This window comes from Nocardia transvalensis NBRC 15921, assembly GCF_000308875.1.
GTDB classification, from domain to species: Bacteria; Actinomycetota; Actinomycetes; order Mycobacteriales; family Mycobacteriaceae; genus Nocardia; species Nocardia transvalensis.
Genome location: NZ_BAGL01000055.1, coordinates 271,446 through 284,929, shown reverse-complemented (window position 1 = coordinate 284,929; position 13,484 = coordinate 271,446). Strand labels below are relative to the sequence as shown.

The 13,484-nt window shown below is 70.4% G+C and carries 13 protein-coding genes; 10 read left to right on the top strand and 3 right to left on the bottom strand.

Translation table 11 applies throughout. The features are described 5' to 3' along the window. Positions 1-32 precede the first annotated feature (32 nt). Both ON41_RS18095 and ON41_RS18090 read left to right on the top strand, forming a co-directional pair. On the top strand, positions 33-725 hold the full coding sequence (locus ON41_RS18095; RefSeq protein ID WP_040748781.1) for a DJ-1/PfpI family protein: 693 nt from the start codon (positions 33-35) through the stop codon (positions 723-725). Between the two features lie 23 nt (positions 726-748). Beyond that, positions 749-1,102, top strand: a complete 354-nt coding sequence (locus ON41_RS18090) for a hypothetical protein (protein ID WP_040748780.1) — start codon at positions 749-751, stop codon at positions 1,100-1,102. Here the strand turns inward: ON41_RS18090 and ON41_RS18085 are convergent. From ON41_RS18085 to ON41_RS18075, 3 genes are all read right to left on the bottom strand, one after another. Beyond that, positions 1,026-2,444, bottom strand: a complete 1,419-nt coding sequence (locus tag ON41_RS18085) for an MFS transporter (RefSeq protein ID WP_040748779.1) — start codon at positions 2,442-2,444, stop codon at positions 1,026-1,028. The genes ON41_RS18090 and ON41_RS18085 overlap by 77 nt on opposite strands. Then, on the bottom strand, positions 2,441-2,884 hold the full coding sequence (locus ON41_RS18080; protein ID WP_040748778.1) for a MarR family transcriptional regulator: 444 nt from the start codon (positions 2,882-2,884) through the stop codon (positions 2,441-2,443). Before ON41_RS18080 ends, ON41_RS18085 begins: the two co-directional genes overlap by 4 nt. 83 nt (positions 2,885-2,967) lie before the next feature. Continuing rightward, the gene (locus ON41_RS18075; RefSeq protein WP_040748777.1) at positions 2,968-3,855 is read right to left on the bottom strand and encodes an alpha/beta fold hydrolase; all 888 of its coding nucleotides are present in this window, start codon (positions 3,853-3,855) and stop codon (positions 2,968-2,970) included. 197 nt (positions 3,856-4,052) lie between these two features. Here ON41_RS18075 and pyrR point away from each other — a divergent pair, with 197 nt between their 5' ends. The 8 genes from pyrR (at position 4,053) to pyrF (ending at position 13,264) form a co-directional block, all read left to right on the top strand. Continuing rightward, positions 4,053-4,694 (top strand): bifunctional pyr operon transcriptional regulator/uracil phosphoribosyltransferase PyrR, encoded by a 642-nt coding sequence (gene pyrR, locus ON41_RS18070; RefSeq protein WP_040748776.1) that lies wholly within the window; start codon positions 4,053-4,055, stop codon positions 4,692-4,694. Next, complete coding sequence (locus ON41_RS18065; protein ID WP_040748775.1) at positions 4,691-5,656, top strand: aspartate carbamoyltransferase catalytic subunit; 966 nt, start codon at positions 4,691-4,693, stop codon at positions 5,654-5,656. The genes pyrR and ON41_RS18065 overlap by 4 nt, the downstream gene beginning before the upstream one ends. Positions 5,657-5,800: 144 nt before the next feature. Continuing rightward, positions 5,801-7,102, top strand: a complete 1,302-nt coding sequence (locus ON41_RS18060) for a dihydroorotase (RefSeq protein ID WP_040748774.1) — start codon at positions 5,801-5,803, stop codon at positions 7,100-7,102. Next, on the top strand, positions 7,102-7,611 hold the full coding sequence (locus ON41_RS18055; RefSeq protein WP_040748773.1) for a PH-like domain-containing protein: 510 nt from the start codon (positions 7,102-7,104) through the stop codon (positions 7,609-7,611). Before ON41_RS18060 ends, ON41_RS18055 begins: the two co-directional genes overlap by 1 nt. An 11-nt stretch (positions 7,612-7,622) precedes the next feature. Further along, positions 7,623-8,720 (top strand): glutamine-hydrolyzing carbamoyl-phosphate synthase small subunit, encoded by a 1,098-nt coding sequence (gene carA / locus ON41_RS18050; protein WP_040748892.1) that lies wholly within the window; start codon positions 7,623-7,625, stop codon positions 8,718-8,720. Further along, complete coding sequence (gene carB, locus ON41_RS18045) at positions 8,720-12,028, top strand: carbamoyl-phosphate synthase large subunit (protein ID WP_040748772.1); 3,309 nt, start codon at positions 8,720-8,722, stop codon at positions 12,026-12,028. The genes carA and carB overlap by 1 nt, the downstream gene beginning before the upstream one ends. Before the next feature lie 67 nt (positions 12,029-12,095). Beyond that, positions 12,096-12,443 (top strand): hypothetical protein, encoded by a 348-nt coding sequence (locus ON41_RS18040; protein WP_157185518.1) that lies wholly within the window; start codon positions 12,096-12,098, stop codon positions 12,441-12,443. Beyond that, complete coding sequence (pyrF, locus tag ON41_RS18035; protein ID WP_040748770.1) at positions 12,440-13,264, top strand: orotidine-5'-phosphate decarboxylase; 825 nt, start codon at positions 12,440-12,442, stop codon at positions 13,262-13,264. The genes ON41_RS18040 and pyrF overlap by 4 nt, the downstream gene beginning before the upstream one ends. The last annotated feature ends 220 nt before the right edge of the window (positions 13,265-13,484 follow it).

The following is a 13,484-nucleotide window of genomic DNA, read 5'->3' as shown; positions in this document are numbered from 1 at the left end:
CCCGATCGACCACGCCGTGGAGGAACGTCTCGATGCATGTTCAGATCGTCCTGTTCGATGGTTTCGACCCGCTCGACGCCATCGCTCCCTACGAGGTGCTGTACGCCGGTGGCACGGCCTCGGACGGAACGGTGAGTGTGGAGCTGGTCACCGCCGAGGGTCCGCGCGAAGTCGTCAGCGGCACAGGCGGTCTCGCGGTGCGCGCCACCGCCGCACTGGACCCCGGCCGCCCCGGCGTCGTTCTCGTGCCGGGCGCTTCCGGCCGGGTCGGGGATCCCGGCGACGTCCCCGATCGGGACGCCGGGACGAGCGGTGAATGGCAGCAGGACGAACCCATCCCGGTCCGCCTGGGCCGGACGCTGACCACCGCCCTGCCCGGCCTGCTCGCGACCGCGATGGCCGATTCCCGGGTGACGGTCGCGACCGTCTGCGGCGGTTCGCTGGTCCTGGCCATGGCCGGACTGCTGGAGGGCCGGCACGTCACCACCCACCACATGGGTATGGACCTGCTCGACGCCACGGGCGCACACGCCGTCGCCGCCCGCGTCGTCGACGACGGCGATCTCGTCACCGGCGCCGGTGTCACCTCCGGTCTCGACCTCGCGCTGTACCTGCTGGACCGAGAGGTCGGACCGCGCATCGCCCATGCGGTGGAGGACCTGTTCGCCCACGAGCGCCGCGGCACCGTCTGGCACGCCCGCGGCGCCGTCCCCGTCGCCTTCTGACCACCGACCGAAAGGATCCGCCCATGTCCGCCGAAGGAACCTGGGACCTGACCATCGCCACCCCGATCGGCAGGATCGCCGCCGTCGTGGACCTCCGCCGGGAAGGGGAAGCCTTGACCGGAATCGCCAGTGGCGCAGGGGAAGACGTCCCGCTGCGCGACCTCGCCATCGACGGCAACAACCTCACCTGGAACCAGTCCGTCACCAAGCCCATGCGCCTGAACCTGGCTTTCGCTGTCACCCTCGACGGCGACACCCTCACCGGCACATCGAAAGCGGGCCGCCTCCCGGCCTCCGAGGTCACCGGCCGCCGGCGGGCCGCCGATCGGGGGTATCCGAGCGGACGCGCCGCAGGGAGCGGTCGAGCAGCGACATGATCAGGAACAGGCCCGCCGCTACCACCATGAAGATCGCCAGGTGGTGTAGTCCGTCGGCCCCGGAACCGGGGGTGAGGAACGCCCCGCTTGCCGCCGCCGAGCCGATCGCGCCCAGGTACATGAAGGTGCGCAGCAACCCGGCCGAGGAGGCGATGCGGTCCGGGTCGGCCTGGTAGTAGACGGCGTTCTGGTTGGCGAGATTGTTCAGGCCCTGGGGAATGCCCATGACGAACGCGGCGGCCAGCAGCAGCCAGATCGCGACCGTGGCGTGCATCGTGAACAGCAGCGCTCCGACGACCAGCTGGCCGATGCCTCCGGCGATCAGCTTGCCGCGAATCTCCTTGCGGCGGCCCGTGATCGCCGACACCGCGATGGCGATCACCGGCATCGGCAGCAGGACGAGCCCGGCCGCGGCGGCGCTCAGGCCGCGATCCTCCTCCATCCACTGCGTGAACCCGTACAGGAAGCAGTACCCGACCAGCGCGGTCAGCAGCATTCGGAGGTACGTCGCCAGCAGCGCCGGATTACCGCCCAGCACACGCACATCCAGGAAGGGCTGGGCGACGCGCAGCTCCCGGAGGACCAGCGCCGTCGCGAGCGCGAGTCCGATCACCGGCAGATACCAGTGCGAGACTTGGGGATTCATCAGGAACAGCAGCAGCGACACCAGCATCCCGGAGAACAGGGCGATACCCGGCAGATCGATACCGGACAGCGTGCCGCCCGGCGCCGCGGCGGTCTTCGGCAGCCGCACCCAGCCGATGACGAGGCAGGTCAGCGCGAGCGGGATATTGACGGCGAAGGTGGCACGCCAGCCCCCGACGTGAATGAGCAGGCCGCCCAGCGTCGGCCCGACCACCGCGATGGTCTGCGCCGAGACGGCCAGCGCCGTCAGCACGCCCGACGGGCTGTCCTGCCCGGTGCGCTCGGATTCGCGGCGGATCAGATACATCGACGCGGGATAGCCTGCGCACGTGCCGAATCCGAGGATGACGCGGGCGACGACCAGCACCCAGAGCGCGGGCGCGACCATGCCCAGGATTCCGGCGATCAGCGTCAGCGCCGCGCCCGTGAGGAACAGCCGCCGGGGACCGTAGAGATCGACCAGCCGCCCCACGACGGGCTGCCCGATGGCGGTCGCGAGATACAGCGCCGAGACCAGCCAGGCCGTCTCGGCGGGCGGTGCGCCGAACGCGATCCCGATCGGCACGAGCGAGACCGCGATGATCGACGAATTGATCGGGTTCAGTACCGAGGACAGGATCATCGGCACCAGCAGGCGACGGTCGAATCCGTCGGATGCCGGGCGGTTGCGGGCGAACCGGGTGAGGACCGCCGTCACGCCTGACCCAGCCTGTCCAGCAGGGCCAGCGCGTCCAGGACGGTCTGCCGCTCGGCCTCGGTGTAGCGCTCCCGCAGCGCGGTGCTGAGCCATTCGTCCTTGGCCTTGGTGCGGCCCTCGAACAGGGCGCGGCCGTCCTCGCTCAGCGATACCAGCTGGCGGCGGCGGTCGTCGGGATCCGGGTGGCGTTCGATCAGCCCGCGCTCGTCCAGGCCGGCCAGCCAGGCGGCCGCGGCCTGCGGGCGCACGTGTTCGGCGGCGGCGATATCGCTGGCGGTCGTCGCACCCCGATGCAATCGACCGAGCACCGACAGCTGTGACGGCGTCAGCTCGTCGTCACCGGCGGCCTCCAGGAAGCGGCGGCGCAGGCGGCTGACCAGGACGCGCAGCTCACGCGCGGCGAGGGCCGACGAATCCGCGGCAGGGGTCGAATCGCTCATACCCCCACGGTAGATACACAACCCAGATTGTTCAATCCGAATTGCACAATCTGGCTTGTCTATCTGTTCACGGGTTCACGGGTTCACGGGGTCGCGGACAGGTGTGCCCGCACGAAGTCCACGACGGCATCGGAGAACTCGTCGTTGACGTCGCTGGCCGCGGTGTGTGCCGCGCCGCCGATCTCGACGTACTCGAGATGGGGGACCAGCCGCCGGAAGTCGGCCACGCCCTGCTCGCTGACCACGTCCGACAGCCGCCCGCGCACCAGCAGGATGGGCATCGTCAGCTTCTCGGCCGCCTCCTCGAGCTTCGCGCTGTGCAGTTCGATGTCCTCGCCGCGGCCGGACATCATCGCCGGATCCCAGTGCCAGTACCAGCGGCCGTCCTCGCGCTGGCGCAGATTGCGGCGCAGACCGTCGGTGGTCCGGGGGCGCGCGCGGTGCGGCAGATATTCGGCGACCGCGTCGGCGGCCTCGTCCAGGGTGGCGAAGCCGTCGGCGTGCCCGCCGAGGAAGTTCAGCACCCGCTCGACGCCCTTGTGCTCGGGGCGCGGCACCACGTCCACCAGCACCAGCCCGGCGATCAGCGCGCTGCCCGGGCGTGCGGTGGCGAGCAGGCTGGTCAGCCCACCCATGCTGGCGCCGACGAGAATCGCGGGCCGCCCCAGTTCGGCGAGGATGCCCAGCAGATCCGCGGTCATCGCCTCGCGGGTGTAGTCGCCGTCCGGCGCCCACTCGCTCTCGCCGTGCCCGCGCGCGTCCAGCAGGACGGCCCGCAGCCCGACCTTGGCCAGCGCGGCGCCCGAATCCTTCCAGGAGTGACGGGTCTGGCCGCCGCCGTGCAGGAAGACCGCCAGGGGGCCGTCGTCGGGTCCCCAGCTCTCCGCGGCGAGCCGGATTCCGCCGTGTCCGCGGAAGAAGAGCCGGCGCGGTTCGGTGAAGTCGGCATCGTTGCTCACGACACCGAGCATGACACAGGTTCCAATTCTGGTATACACCGTATGAACGATCGCCCTCTTGCCTGTCGCGTCATGCGTTCGCATTCGTGCAGGTGGCGGCGCTCACAGGGCACCCCCCGATGCCGGACGTTTGCGGTCGCGCTGCTAGGCTCCTTGCTCGAAAGACATCCTTTAACGGACCGTCCGGCGAGGCGGGGAAGGAGGTCGGCATGGCTGTGCCCGAAGACCGGGCAGCCAGGTCGAGCGCTGCCGAATATTCGCAGCGGCACGATCCGCAATGGATCCAGGCCGGGCGCGAGCTGCTGTCGGCCAAGGATGTCGGCAGGACCATCGCGCGCATGGCGCACCAGATCATCGAGAAGACGGCCGTCGATTCGGTCGATCCGGATGTCCCGCGGGTGGTGCTGATCGGAATCCCCACGCGCGGAACCACTCTCGCCGCGCGGCTCGCCGAACGCATCGAGGAGTTCGCGGGCGTGCGCCCGGCGCTGGGCTCGCTGGACATCACCCTCTACCGCGACGACCTGCGCAATCGGCCGCACCGGCCGCTGGAGCGCACCTCGGTGCCCGAGGGCGGTATCGAGGACGCGCTGGTGGTCCTGGTCGACGACGTCCTGTTCTCCGGGCGCAGCGTGCGCGCGGCGCTGGACGGCCTGCGCGATCTCGGCCGCCCCCGCGCGGTGCAGCTGGCGGTCCTCATCGACCGCGGTCATCGCGAACTGCCCATCCGCGCCGACTACGTCGGCAAGAACGTGCCCACTTCCCGCAGTGAGGACATCTCGGTGCTGCTGACCGAACACGACGGACACGACGGCGTGTACCTGCACCAGGGCGGGGGAGCCGAGGCGTGAGGCATCTGCTGTCGGTCACCGACCTGGACCGCGCGACGGCCACCGAACTGCTGGACGACGCCCAGCGCTTCGAGCAGGCGCTGCTCGGGCGCGAGGTGCGCAAGCTGCCGACCCTGCGCGGACGGACCGTGATGACGGTGTTCTTCGAGAACTCCACGCGCACCCGGGTGTCGTTCGAGGTCGCGGGGAAATGGATGAGCGCCGACGTGATCAACGTGAGCGCGTCGAGTTCCTCGGTGTCCAAGGGCGAATCGCTGCGCGACACCGCGCTGACCCTGCACGCCGCCGGCGCCGACGCGCTGATCGTCCGGCATCCGGCTTCCGGCGCCGCCCATCAGATCGCGCGCTGGTTCGGCGAGATGGACGCGGGCGCGGGCGGTTTCGCCGGGCCCGGCCCGGCCGTGATCAACGCCGGTGACGGCATGCACGAACACCCGACACAGGCGCTGCTCGACGCGCTGACGCTGCGTCAGCGGCTCGGTACGCTGGAGGGTAAGCGCGTGGTGATCGTGGGCGACATCCTGCACAGCCGGGTCGCTCGCTCGAATGCCTTCCTGCTGAACATCCTGGGCGCCGAGGTGGTGCTGGTCGCGCCCCGCACCCTGCTCCCGGTCGGTGTCGACGGGTGGCCGGTGCGGGTGTCGCACTCGCTGGACGCCGAACTGCCCGGCGCCGACGCGGTCATGATGCTGCGGGTGCAGGCCGAGCGGATGAACGGCGGATTCTTCCCGTCGGCCCGCGAGTACTCGATCGGCTACGGGCTCAACGAGCGGCGCATGGCGCTGCTCGACGAGCACGCCGTGGTGCTGCATCCGGGGCCGATGCTGCGCGGTATGGAGATCGCGCCGGCGGTCGCGGATTCGCCGAAGGCGGCCGTGCTGCAACAGGTGACAAACGGAGTGCATATGCGAATGGCGGTCCTGTTCCGCCTGCTGATCGGAACCGGGGAGGCAGTGGCATGAGCGGTCAGGCCCGTAGGCGGCAGCGGAGCGTAACCACGGAGGGCCCCGCTCGTGCCGGAGAGGACGCAGCATGAGCGGTCAGGCCCGTAGGCGGCAGCGGAGCGTAACCACGGAGGGCCCCGCTCGTGCCGGAGAGGACGCGGCGTGAGCGAGATCCTTATCAGAAACGTGCGTCTCTACGGCGTGGGCGATCCGGTCGACGTGCTGCTGGGCGACGGCGAGATCCGCGAGATCGGACAGGGGCTCGGCGCCGGCGACAGCACCGAGATCTTCGACGGCTCCGGGCAGCTCCTGCTGCCGGGCTTCGTCGACCTGCACACGCATCTGCGCGAACCCGGCCGCGAGGACACCGAGACCATCGAAACCGGTTCGGCCGCAGCGGCTCTCGGTGGATTCACCGCGGTCTTCGCGATGGCCAACACCGATCCGGTCGCCGATACCGCCGTGGTGACCGACCACGTGTGGCGGCGCGGGCAGGAGATCGGCCTGGTGGATGTCCACCCGGTCGGCGCGGTCACCGTCGGCCTGCGGGGTAAGCAGCTCGCCGAGATGGGGACCATGGCCGCCGGCGAGGCCGGGGTGCGGATGTTCTCCGACGACGGCCACTGCGTCGACGATCCGCTGATCATGCGCCGCGCGCTGGAGTACTCCCGGTCGCTCGGCGTCCTGATCGCCCAGCACGCCGAGGAGCCGCGGCTGACCGCGGGCGCGGTCGCGCACGAGGGCCCGAACGCCGCCCGGCTCGGCCTGGCCGGCTGGCCGCGCGCGGCCGAGGAGTCGATCGTGGCCCGCGACGCCCTGCTGGCCCGCGACGCCGGCGCCCGCGTGCACATCTGCCACGCCTCCACCACGGGCACCGTGGAACTGCTGAAATGGGCCAAGGGGCAAGGGATTTCGATCACCGCCGAGGTCACCCCGCACCACCTGCTGCTGGACGACACCCGCCTGGAGACCTACGACGCGGTGAATCGGGTGAACCCGCCGCTGCGCGAGGCGTCCGATGCCGAGGCGCTGCGCCGGGCGCTGGCCGACGGCGTGATCGACTGCGTGGCCACCGATCACGCGCCGCACGCCGAACAGGACAAGTGCTGCGAGTTCGCCGCGGCCCGCCCCGGCATGCTCGGTCTGGAGACCGCCCTGTCCGTCATCGCCGAGACGATGATCGGGCCGGGGCTGCTGGATTGGCGCGGCGTCGCCCGCGTGATGAGCGAGAACCCCGCGCGGATCGCGGGACTCGACGATCAGGGCCGGCCGCTCGCGGTCGGCGAACCGGCGAATCTGGTGCTGGTCGACCCGGACACCTCGTGGACGGTGCGGGCGAAGGAGCTCGCGAGCATCTCGAACAACACGCCGTACGAGGCGATGACCCTGCCCGCGCGGGTGACGGCGACGTTCCTGCGCGGGCGGATCACCGCCCGCGACGGCAAGGCTGTGGGGAGAACCTGATGGAGCGAACGCTGTGGGTGCTCGTGCTGCTCGCGCTGTTCGGGCTGCTGCTGTGGCTGATGTACCGGGCCTGGCAGAAGAAGGCGCGGCGGCAGGCGTCCGCGATCGGTGAGCTGCCGCCGGTGCCCGCCGACCTGGGCGCGCAGGTGCTGGAGCCGACCACGGGCATGTACCTCGGTAGCACCCTGGCCCCCAGCTGGATCCAGCGGATCACGGTGGGCGACCTGGGTTTCCGGTCCACGGCGGAGCTCACCCGGTTCGAGCGCGGCATCCTGCTCGAGCGCCACGGCGCGGAAGCGCTGTGGATTCCGCAGGAGACGATCTCGGCGGTGCGCGCCGAACGCGGGCATGCGGGCAAGGTGATGACGGAAGACGGCGTGCTGGTAATTCGCTGGACGCTGCCGACGGGAACCGAGGTCGATACCGGGTTCCGCGGCGACGACAAGACGGTGTATCCGGCCTGGACGCAGGATGCGACCGGCGCGAAGACGGGAGACGAGCAGACGTGAGTGACGCGGTGATGGTGCTGGAGGACGGCCGGGTGTTCCGCGGCGCGGCCTACGGCGCCGAGGGCGAGACGCTGGGTGAGGCGGTGTTCTGCACCGCGATGACGGGGTATCAGGAGACGCTGACCGATCCGAGTTACCACCGGCAGATCGTGGTGGCCACGGCCCCGCAGATCGGCAACACCGGCTGGAACGACGAGGACGACGAGTCGGGGCGGATCTGGGTGGCCGGATACGCGGTGCGCGACCCCGCGCGCCGGGCGTCGAACTGGCGCGCCACCACCACCCTGCCGGAGGAGCTGCGACGCCAGAACGTCGTCGGCATCTCGGGCATCGACACCCGCGCGCTGGTCCGCCACCTGCGCACCCGCGGCTCGATGAAGGCGGGCATCTTCTCCGGAAGCGCCGCCGCCGCGTCGGTCGACGACCTGCTGGCCCGGGTGACCGGGCAGCCGACGATGCTCGGCGCCGACCTGGCCGAGGAGGTGAGCACCGACGGCCTCTACACGATCGAGCCGACCGGCGAGCACCGGTTCACCGTGGTCGCGGTCGATCTCGGCATCAAGACCAACACCCCGCGGATGTTCGCCGAGCGCGGCATCCGGGTGCACGTGGTCCCGTCGAACGTCACGCTCGACCGGATCAAGGAGCTGAAGCCCGACGGGGTCTTCCTGTCCAACGGGCCCGGCGACCCCGCCACCCAGGACGGTGCGGTGGATCTCACCAAAGCCGTTCTGGGCGAGGGTATTCCGCTGTTCGGCATCTGCTTCGGCAACCAGATCCTCGGCCGCGCGCTGGGTCTGAAGACCTACAAGATGAAGTTCGGCCACCGGGGCATCAACGTGCCGGTCGTCGATCACGCCACCGGGCAGATCTCCATCACCGCGCAGAACCACGGCTTCGCCCTCGAGGGTGCGGCGGGGCAGCGGTTCGACACCCCGTTCGGCGCCGCCGAGGTCAGCCACACCTGCGCCAACGACGGCACGGTCGAGGGCGTGCGGCTGGTGGACGGCCGCGCCTTCTCCGTGCAGTACCACCCGGAGGCCGCCGCCGGGCCCCATGACGCCGCCTATCTCTTCGACCGTTTCGCCGGTCTCATGGAAGGAGCCTGATGCCTCGCCGCGAGGATCTCCGCCACATCCTGGTGATCGGCTCGGGCCCGATCGTGATCGGCCAGGCCTGCGAGTTCGACTACTCCGGTACGCAGGCGTGCCGGGTGCTGCGGTCCGAGGGACTGCGGGTGTCGCTGGTGAACTCCAACCCCGCGACCATCATGACCGATCCGGAGTTCGCCGACTCGACCTACGTCGAGCCCATCACCGCGGAGTTCGTCGAGAAGGTCATCGAGAAGGAGCGCCCCGACGCGATTCTCGCGACGCTGGGCGGCCAGACCGCGCTCAATACCGCGGTCGCGCTGCACGAGCGCGGCGTGCTGGAGAAGTTCGGCGTGGAGCTGATCGGCGCCGACTTCGAGGCCATCCAGCGCGGTGAGGACCGGCAGAAGTTCAAGGACATCGTCGCCAAGGTCGGCGGCGAATCCGCGCGCTCCAAGGTCTGCTACACCATGGACGAGGTCCGCGACACCGTGGCGGAGCTGGGCTTCCCGGTGGTCGTGCGGCCCTCGTTCACCATGGGCGGGCTGGGCTCGGGCATGGCCTACAACGACGCGGACCTCGACCGCATCGCCGGCGGCGGCCTCGCGGCCTCGCCGACGGCCAATGTGCTCATCGAGGAATCCATCCTGGGCTGGAAGGAATTCGAGCTCGAGCTGATGCGCGACGGCCGCGACAACGTCGTGGTGGTCTGCTCGATCGAGAACGTCGACCCGATGGGCGTGCATACCGGCGACTCGATGACCGTCGCCCCGGCCATGACCCTCACCGACCGCGAATACCAGAAGATGCGCGATCTGGGCATCGCCATCCTGCGCGAGGTCGGCGTCGACACCGGCGGCTGCAACATCCAGTTCGCGGTCGACCCGCGCGACGGCCGCCTGATCGTCATCGAGATGAATCCGCGCGTCTCGCGCTCCTCGGCGCTGGCGTCGAAGGCGACGGGCTTCCCGATCGCCAAGATCGCCGCCAAGCTCGCCATCGGCTACACCCTCGACGAGATCGTCAACGACATCACCAAGGAGACCCCGGCCTGCTTCGAGCCGACGCTCGACTACGTGGTGGTCAAGGCGCCGCGGTTCGCGTTCGAGAAGTTCCCGGGCGCCGACCCGACGCTGACCACCACGATGAAGTCGGTCGGCGAGGCGATGAGCCTGGGCCGCAACTTCGCCGAGGCGCTCGGCAAGGTGCTGCGCTCGCTGGAGACCAAGGCCACCGGCTTCTGGACGCAGCCGGACGGCGACTGGACCGATCCCGAGCCGATCCTCGAGGATCTGAAGACCCCGACCGAGGGCCGCATCTATCAGGTGGAGCGGGCCCTGCGGCTGGGTGCGAGCGTCGAGGACGTCGCGGCCGCCTCGGGTGTCGATCCGTGGTTCGTCGCCGAGATCGCGGGCCTGGTCGACCTGCGCATCGACGTGCTCGCCGCGCCGGTGCTCGACGAGCGGCTGCTGCGGCGGGCCAAGCACTACGGGCTGTCGGATCGCCAGATCGCCGCGCTGCGACCGGAACTCGCCGGTGAGGACGGCGTGCGCGAACTGCGCCACCGCCTCGGCATCCACCCGGTCTACAAGACCGTCGACACCTGCGCCGCCGAATTCGAGGCGAAGACGCCCTACCACTACTCCAGCTACGAGCTGGATCCCGGCGCGGAGTCGGAGGTGGCGCCGCAGCACGAGCGCGACAAGGTGATCATCCTCGGCTCGGGCCCCAACCGCATCGGCCAGGGCATCGAATTCGACTACTCGTGCGTGCACGCGGCCCAGACGCTGTCGGCCGCCGGGTACGAGACCGTGATGGTCAACTGCAACCCGGAGACCGTCTCCACCGACTACGACACCGCCGACCGTCTCTACTTCGAGCCGCTCACCTTCGAGGACGTGCTCGAGGTGTACCACGCCGAGCGCGAATCCGGCACGGTCGCGGGCGTGATCGTGCAGCTGGGCGGCCAGACCCCGCTGGGCCTGGCGCAGCGGCTGACCGAGGCTGGGGTGCCGGTGGTCGGGACCTCGGCCGCCGCCATCGACCTGGCCGAGGACCGCGGCGAATTCGGCGACGTGCTGGTCACCGCCGGGCTGCCCGCGCCGAAGTACGGCACCGCCACCACCTTCGAGCAGGCCAAGCGGATCGCCGCCGAGATCGGCTACCCGGTCCTGGTGCGGCCGTCCTACGTGCTCGGCGGGCGCGGCATGGAGATCGTCTACGACGAGCAGTCGCTGGAGGGCTACATCTCCCGCGCCACCGAACTGAGCCCCGCGCATCCGGTGCTGGTGGACCGGTTCCTGGAGGACGCCATCGAGATCGACGTCGACGCCCTGTGCGACGGTGACGAGGTCTACCTGGGCGGCGTCATGGAGCACATCGAGGAGGCCGGTATCCACTCCGGCGACTCGGCGTGCGCGCTGCCGCCGATCACCCTGGGCCGCAGCGATATCGAGGCCGTGCGCCGCTCCACCGCCGCATTGGCCAAGGGCATCGGCGTGCGCGGCCTGCTGAACGTGCAGTACGCGCTCAAGGACGACGTGCTCTACGTGCTCGAGGCCAACCCGCGCGCCAGCCGCACGGTGCCGTTCGTGTCGAAGGCCACCGCGGTGCCGCTGGCCAAGGCGGCGGCGCGAATCATGCTGGGCGCCACCATCTCCGAGCTGCGCAAGGAGGGCATGCTGCCCGCCGAGGGCGATGGCGGTCACGCGCCGCTGGACGCCCCGGTGGCGGTGAAGGAGGCGGTCCTGCCGTTCCACCGGTTCCGCCGGCCCGACGGCACCGGCATCGACTCGCTGCTGTCGCCGGAGATGAAATCCACCGGCGAGGTGATGGGCATCGACGCCGACTTCGGCACCGCCTTCGCCAAGAGTCAGACCGCGGCCTACGGGTCGCTGCCGGTGGCGGGTACCGTCTTCGTGTCGATCGCCAACCGCGACAAGCGGGCCATGGTGTTCCCGGTGAAACGGCTGCACGACCTGGGCTTCCGGATCCTGGCCACCGACGGCACCGCGGAGATGCTGCGCCGCAACGGAATTCCGTGCGAACGCGTGCGCAAGCACTCCGAGCCGGGTCCTTCGGAGGAGCCGACGATCGTCGGCCGGATCAAGGATGGTGAGATCGACATCGTGTTCAATACCCCTTACGGCAATTCCGGGCCGCGCGTGGACGGGTACGAGATCCGCAGCGCCGCCGTGGGGGCGAACATTCCGTGCATCACGACAGTGCAGGGTGCGGCCGCGGCCGTACAGGGTATCGAGGCAACGATCAACGGCGGTATCGGCGTGCGCTCCCTGCAGGAGCTGCACGCCGTACTTCGGGGCTGAAACGAAGGAGACAGCGGTGGCAACGTTCGGGTTTGGTGCGGGACCCCGGCCGGTAGGAGCGGGGCGAGTGAAACCGCGACGCCGGACGGGCGGCGCGGCCGAGTGGTCCGGACAGGGCGGCGGTGACGTCCGGCCCATGCGCAAGGTCGGCGGCTACAGCACCGTCGGCTTCCGGGCCAATCCGCCGATCGACCGCGATCCGGCGCCGGTATCGGATCCGGTGCCGAGCGAGCTGGAGCTGGCGGCGATCGACCAGGAGCTGGCGGCCATCGATCGGGAACTGGCCGCGGCCGACCGCGAACTCGCGGCCTCGGGCGCGCGTCCCGACGGGCGGCTGGCCGCGGTGCCCGAGGCCCGACTAGGTGCGGCGCCGGAGGCGCGCCCCGACCTGTTGGTCGCCGCCACGCCCCGATGACGTCGTTCGGCGCCCGGCTGCGGGAGGCGATGCGCCGGCACGGCCCGCTGTGCGTCGGTATCGACCCGCATCCGCAACTGCTGCGCGACTGGGAGCTGTCGGAGGACATCGACGGCCTGAAGCGGTTCGCCGATACCTGCGTGGACGCGTTCGCCGGACGTGTCGCGCTGGTCAAACCGCAGGTGGCGTTCTTCGAGGCCTACGGCTCCGGCGGATTCATGGTCCTCGAGGACACCATCGCCGCGCTGCGCGAGGCCGGCACCCTGGTGCTCGCCGACGCCAAACGCGGCGATATCGGGTCCACCATGGCCGCCTACGCCGCCGCCTGGCTCGGTGACGGGCCCTTGGGCAGCGATGCCGTCACGGTGTCGCCGTATCTCGGATTCGGTGCGCTCACACCGGCTCTGGAGCGTGCCCAGGCCGGCGGCCGCGGGGTGTTCGTCCTCGCCGCCACCTCCAATCCGGAGGCCGCCGGGCTGCAGCGCACGCTGACGGCCGACGGCCGCAGCGTCGCCCAGGGCATGGTCGACGACGCCGCCGTGCGCAATGTGGGCGCCACCTTCGGATCCGTCGGCGTCGTCATCGGCGCCACCCTGCCGGACGCCCCGGATCTGACCCTGCTCAACGGGCCGATCCTGATGCCGGGCGTCGGGGCGCAGGGCGGGGGAGCGGATTCCATTCGTGCTCTGGTGCCGGCCGGCACCAGGCGCGCGGTGCTGCCCAACGTCTCCCGGGAACTGTCGAACGCCGGGCCGGACATCGATGCGCTGCGCGATGCGCTGGGGCGGCTGCAGGACGATTTCGCGTTCCTGCAGGACTAATTCACCGATACGAACGAGACTGGTCCGTATGCCGGTTCGGGCCCGCTGACGGGTCCGAATCGGCGTGCCACCAGCGGAACTACATCCCTGTGTTTTTCACTGCCAGCGCGCCTCCAGGGGGCCGATTCGGGGCCTCCGGCGGCGTCTTCGTGCGATGTTCGCGACCGCAATCAGGTCGTCCCGTGCGCGACACGCGGGGGCTAAAACGTACGACACGCCG

Excerpts from the sequence above, each read along its gene's own strand:
- carB (WP_040748772.1), top strand. The coding sequence starts at position 8,720 with ATGCCTCGCCGCGAGGATCTCCGCCACATCCTGGTGATCGGCTCGGGC.
- ON41_RS18055 (WP_040748773.1), top strand. The coding sequence starts at position 7,102 with ATGGAGCGAACGCTGTGGGTGCTCGTGCTGCTCGCGCTGTTCGGGCTG.
- carA (WP_040748892.1), top strand. The coding sequence starts at position 7,623 with ATGGTGCTGGAGGACGGCCGGGTGTTCCGCGGCGCGGCCTACGGCGCC.
- pyrR (WP_040748776.1), top strand. The coding sequence starts at position 4,053 with ATGGCTGTGCCCGAAGACCGGGCAGCCAGGTCGAGCGCTGCCGAATAT.
- ON41_RS18090 (WP_040748780.1), top strand. The coding sequence starts at position 749 with ATGTCCGCCGAAGGAACCTGGGACCTGACCATCGCCACCCCGATCGGC.
- pyrF (WP_040748770.1), top strand. The coding sequence starts at position 12,440 with ATGACGTCGTTCGGCGCCCGGCTGCGGGAGGCGATGCGCCGGCACGGC.
- ON41_RS18075 (WP_040748777.1), bottom strand. The coding sequence starts at position 3,855 with ATGCTCGGTGTCGTGAGCAACGATGCCGACTTCACCGAACCGCGCCGG.
- ON41_RS18080 (WP_040748778.1), bottom strand. The coding sequence starts at position 2,884 with ATGAGCGATTCGACCCCTGCCGCGGATTCGTCGGCCCTCGCCGCGCGT.
- ON41_RS18095 (WP_040748781.1), top strand. The coding sequence starts at position 33 with ATGCATGTTCAGATCGTCCTGTTCGATGGTTTCGACCCGCTCGACGCC.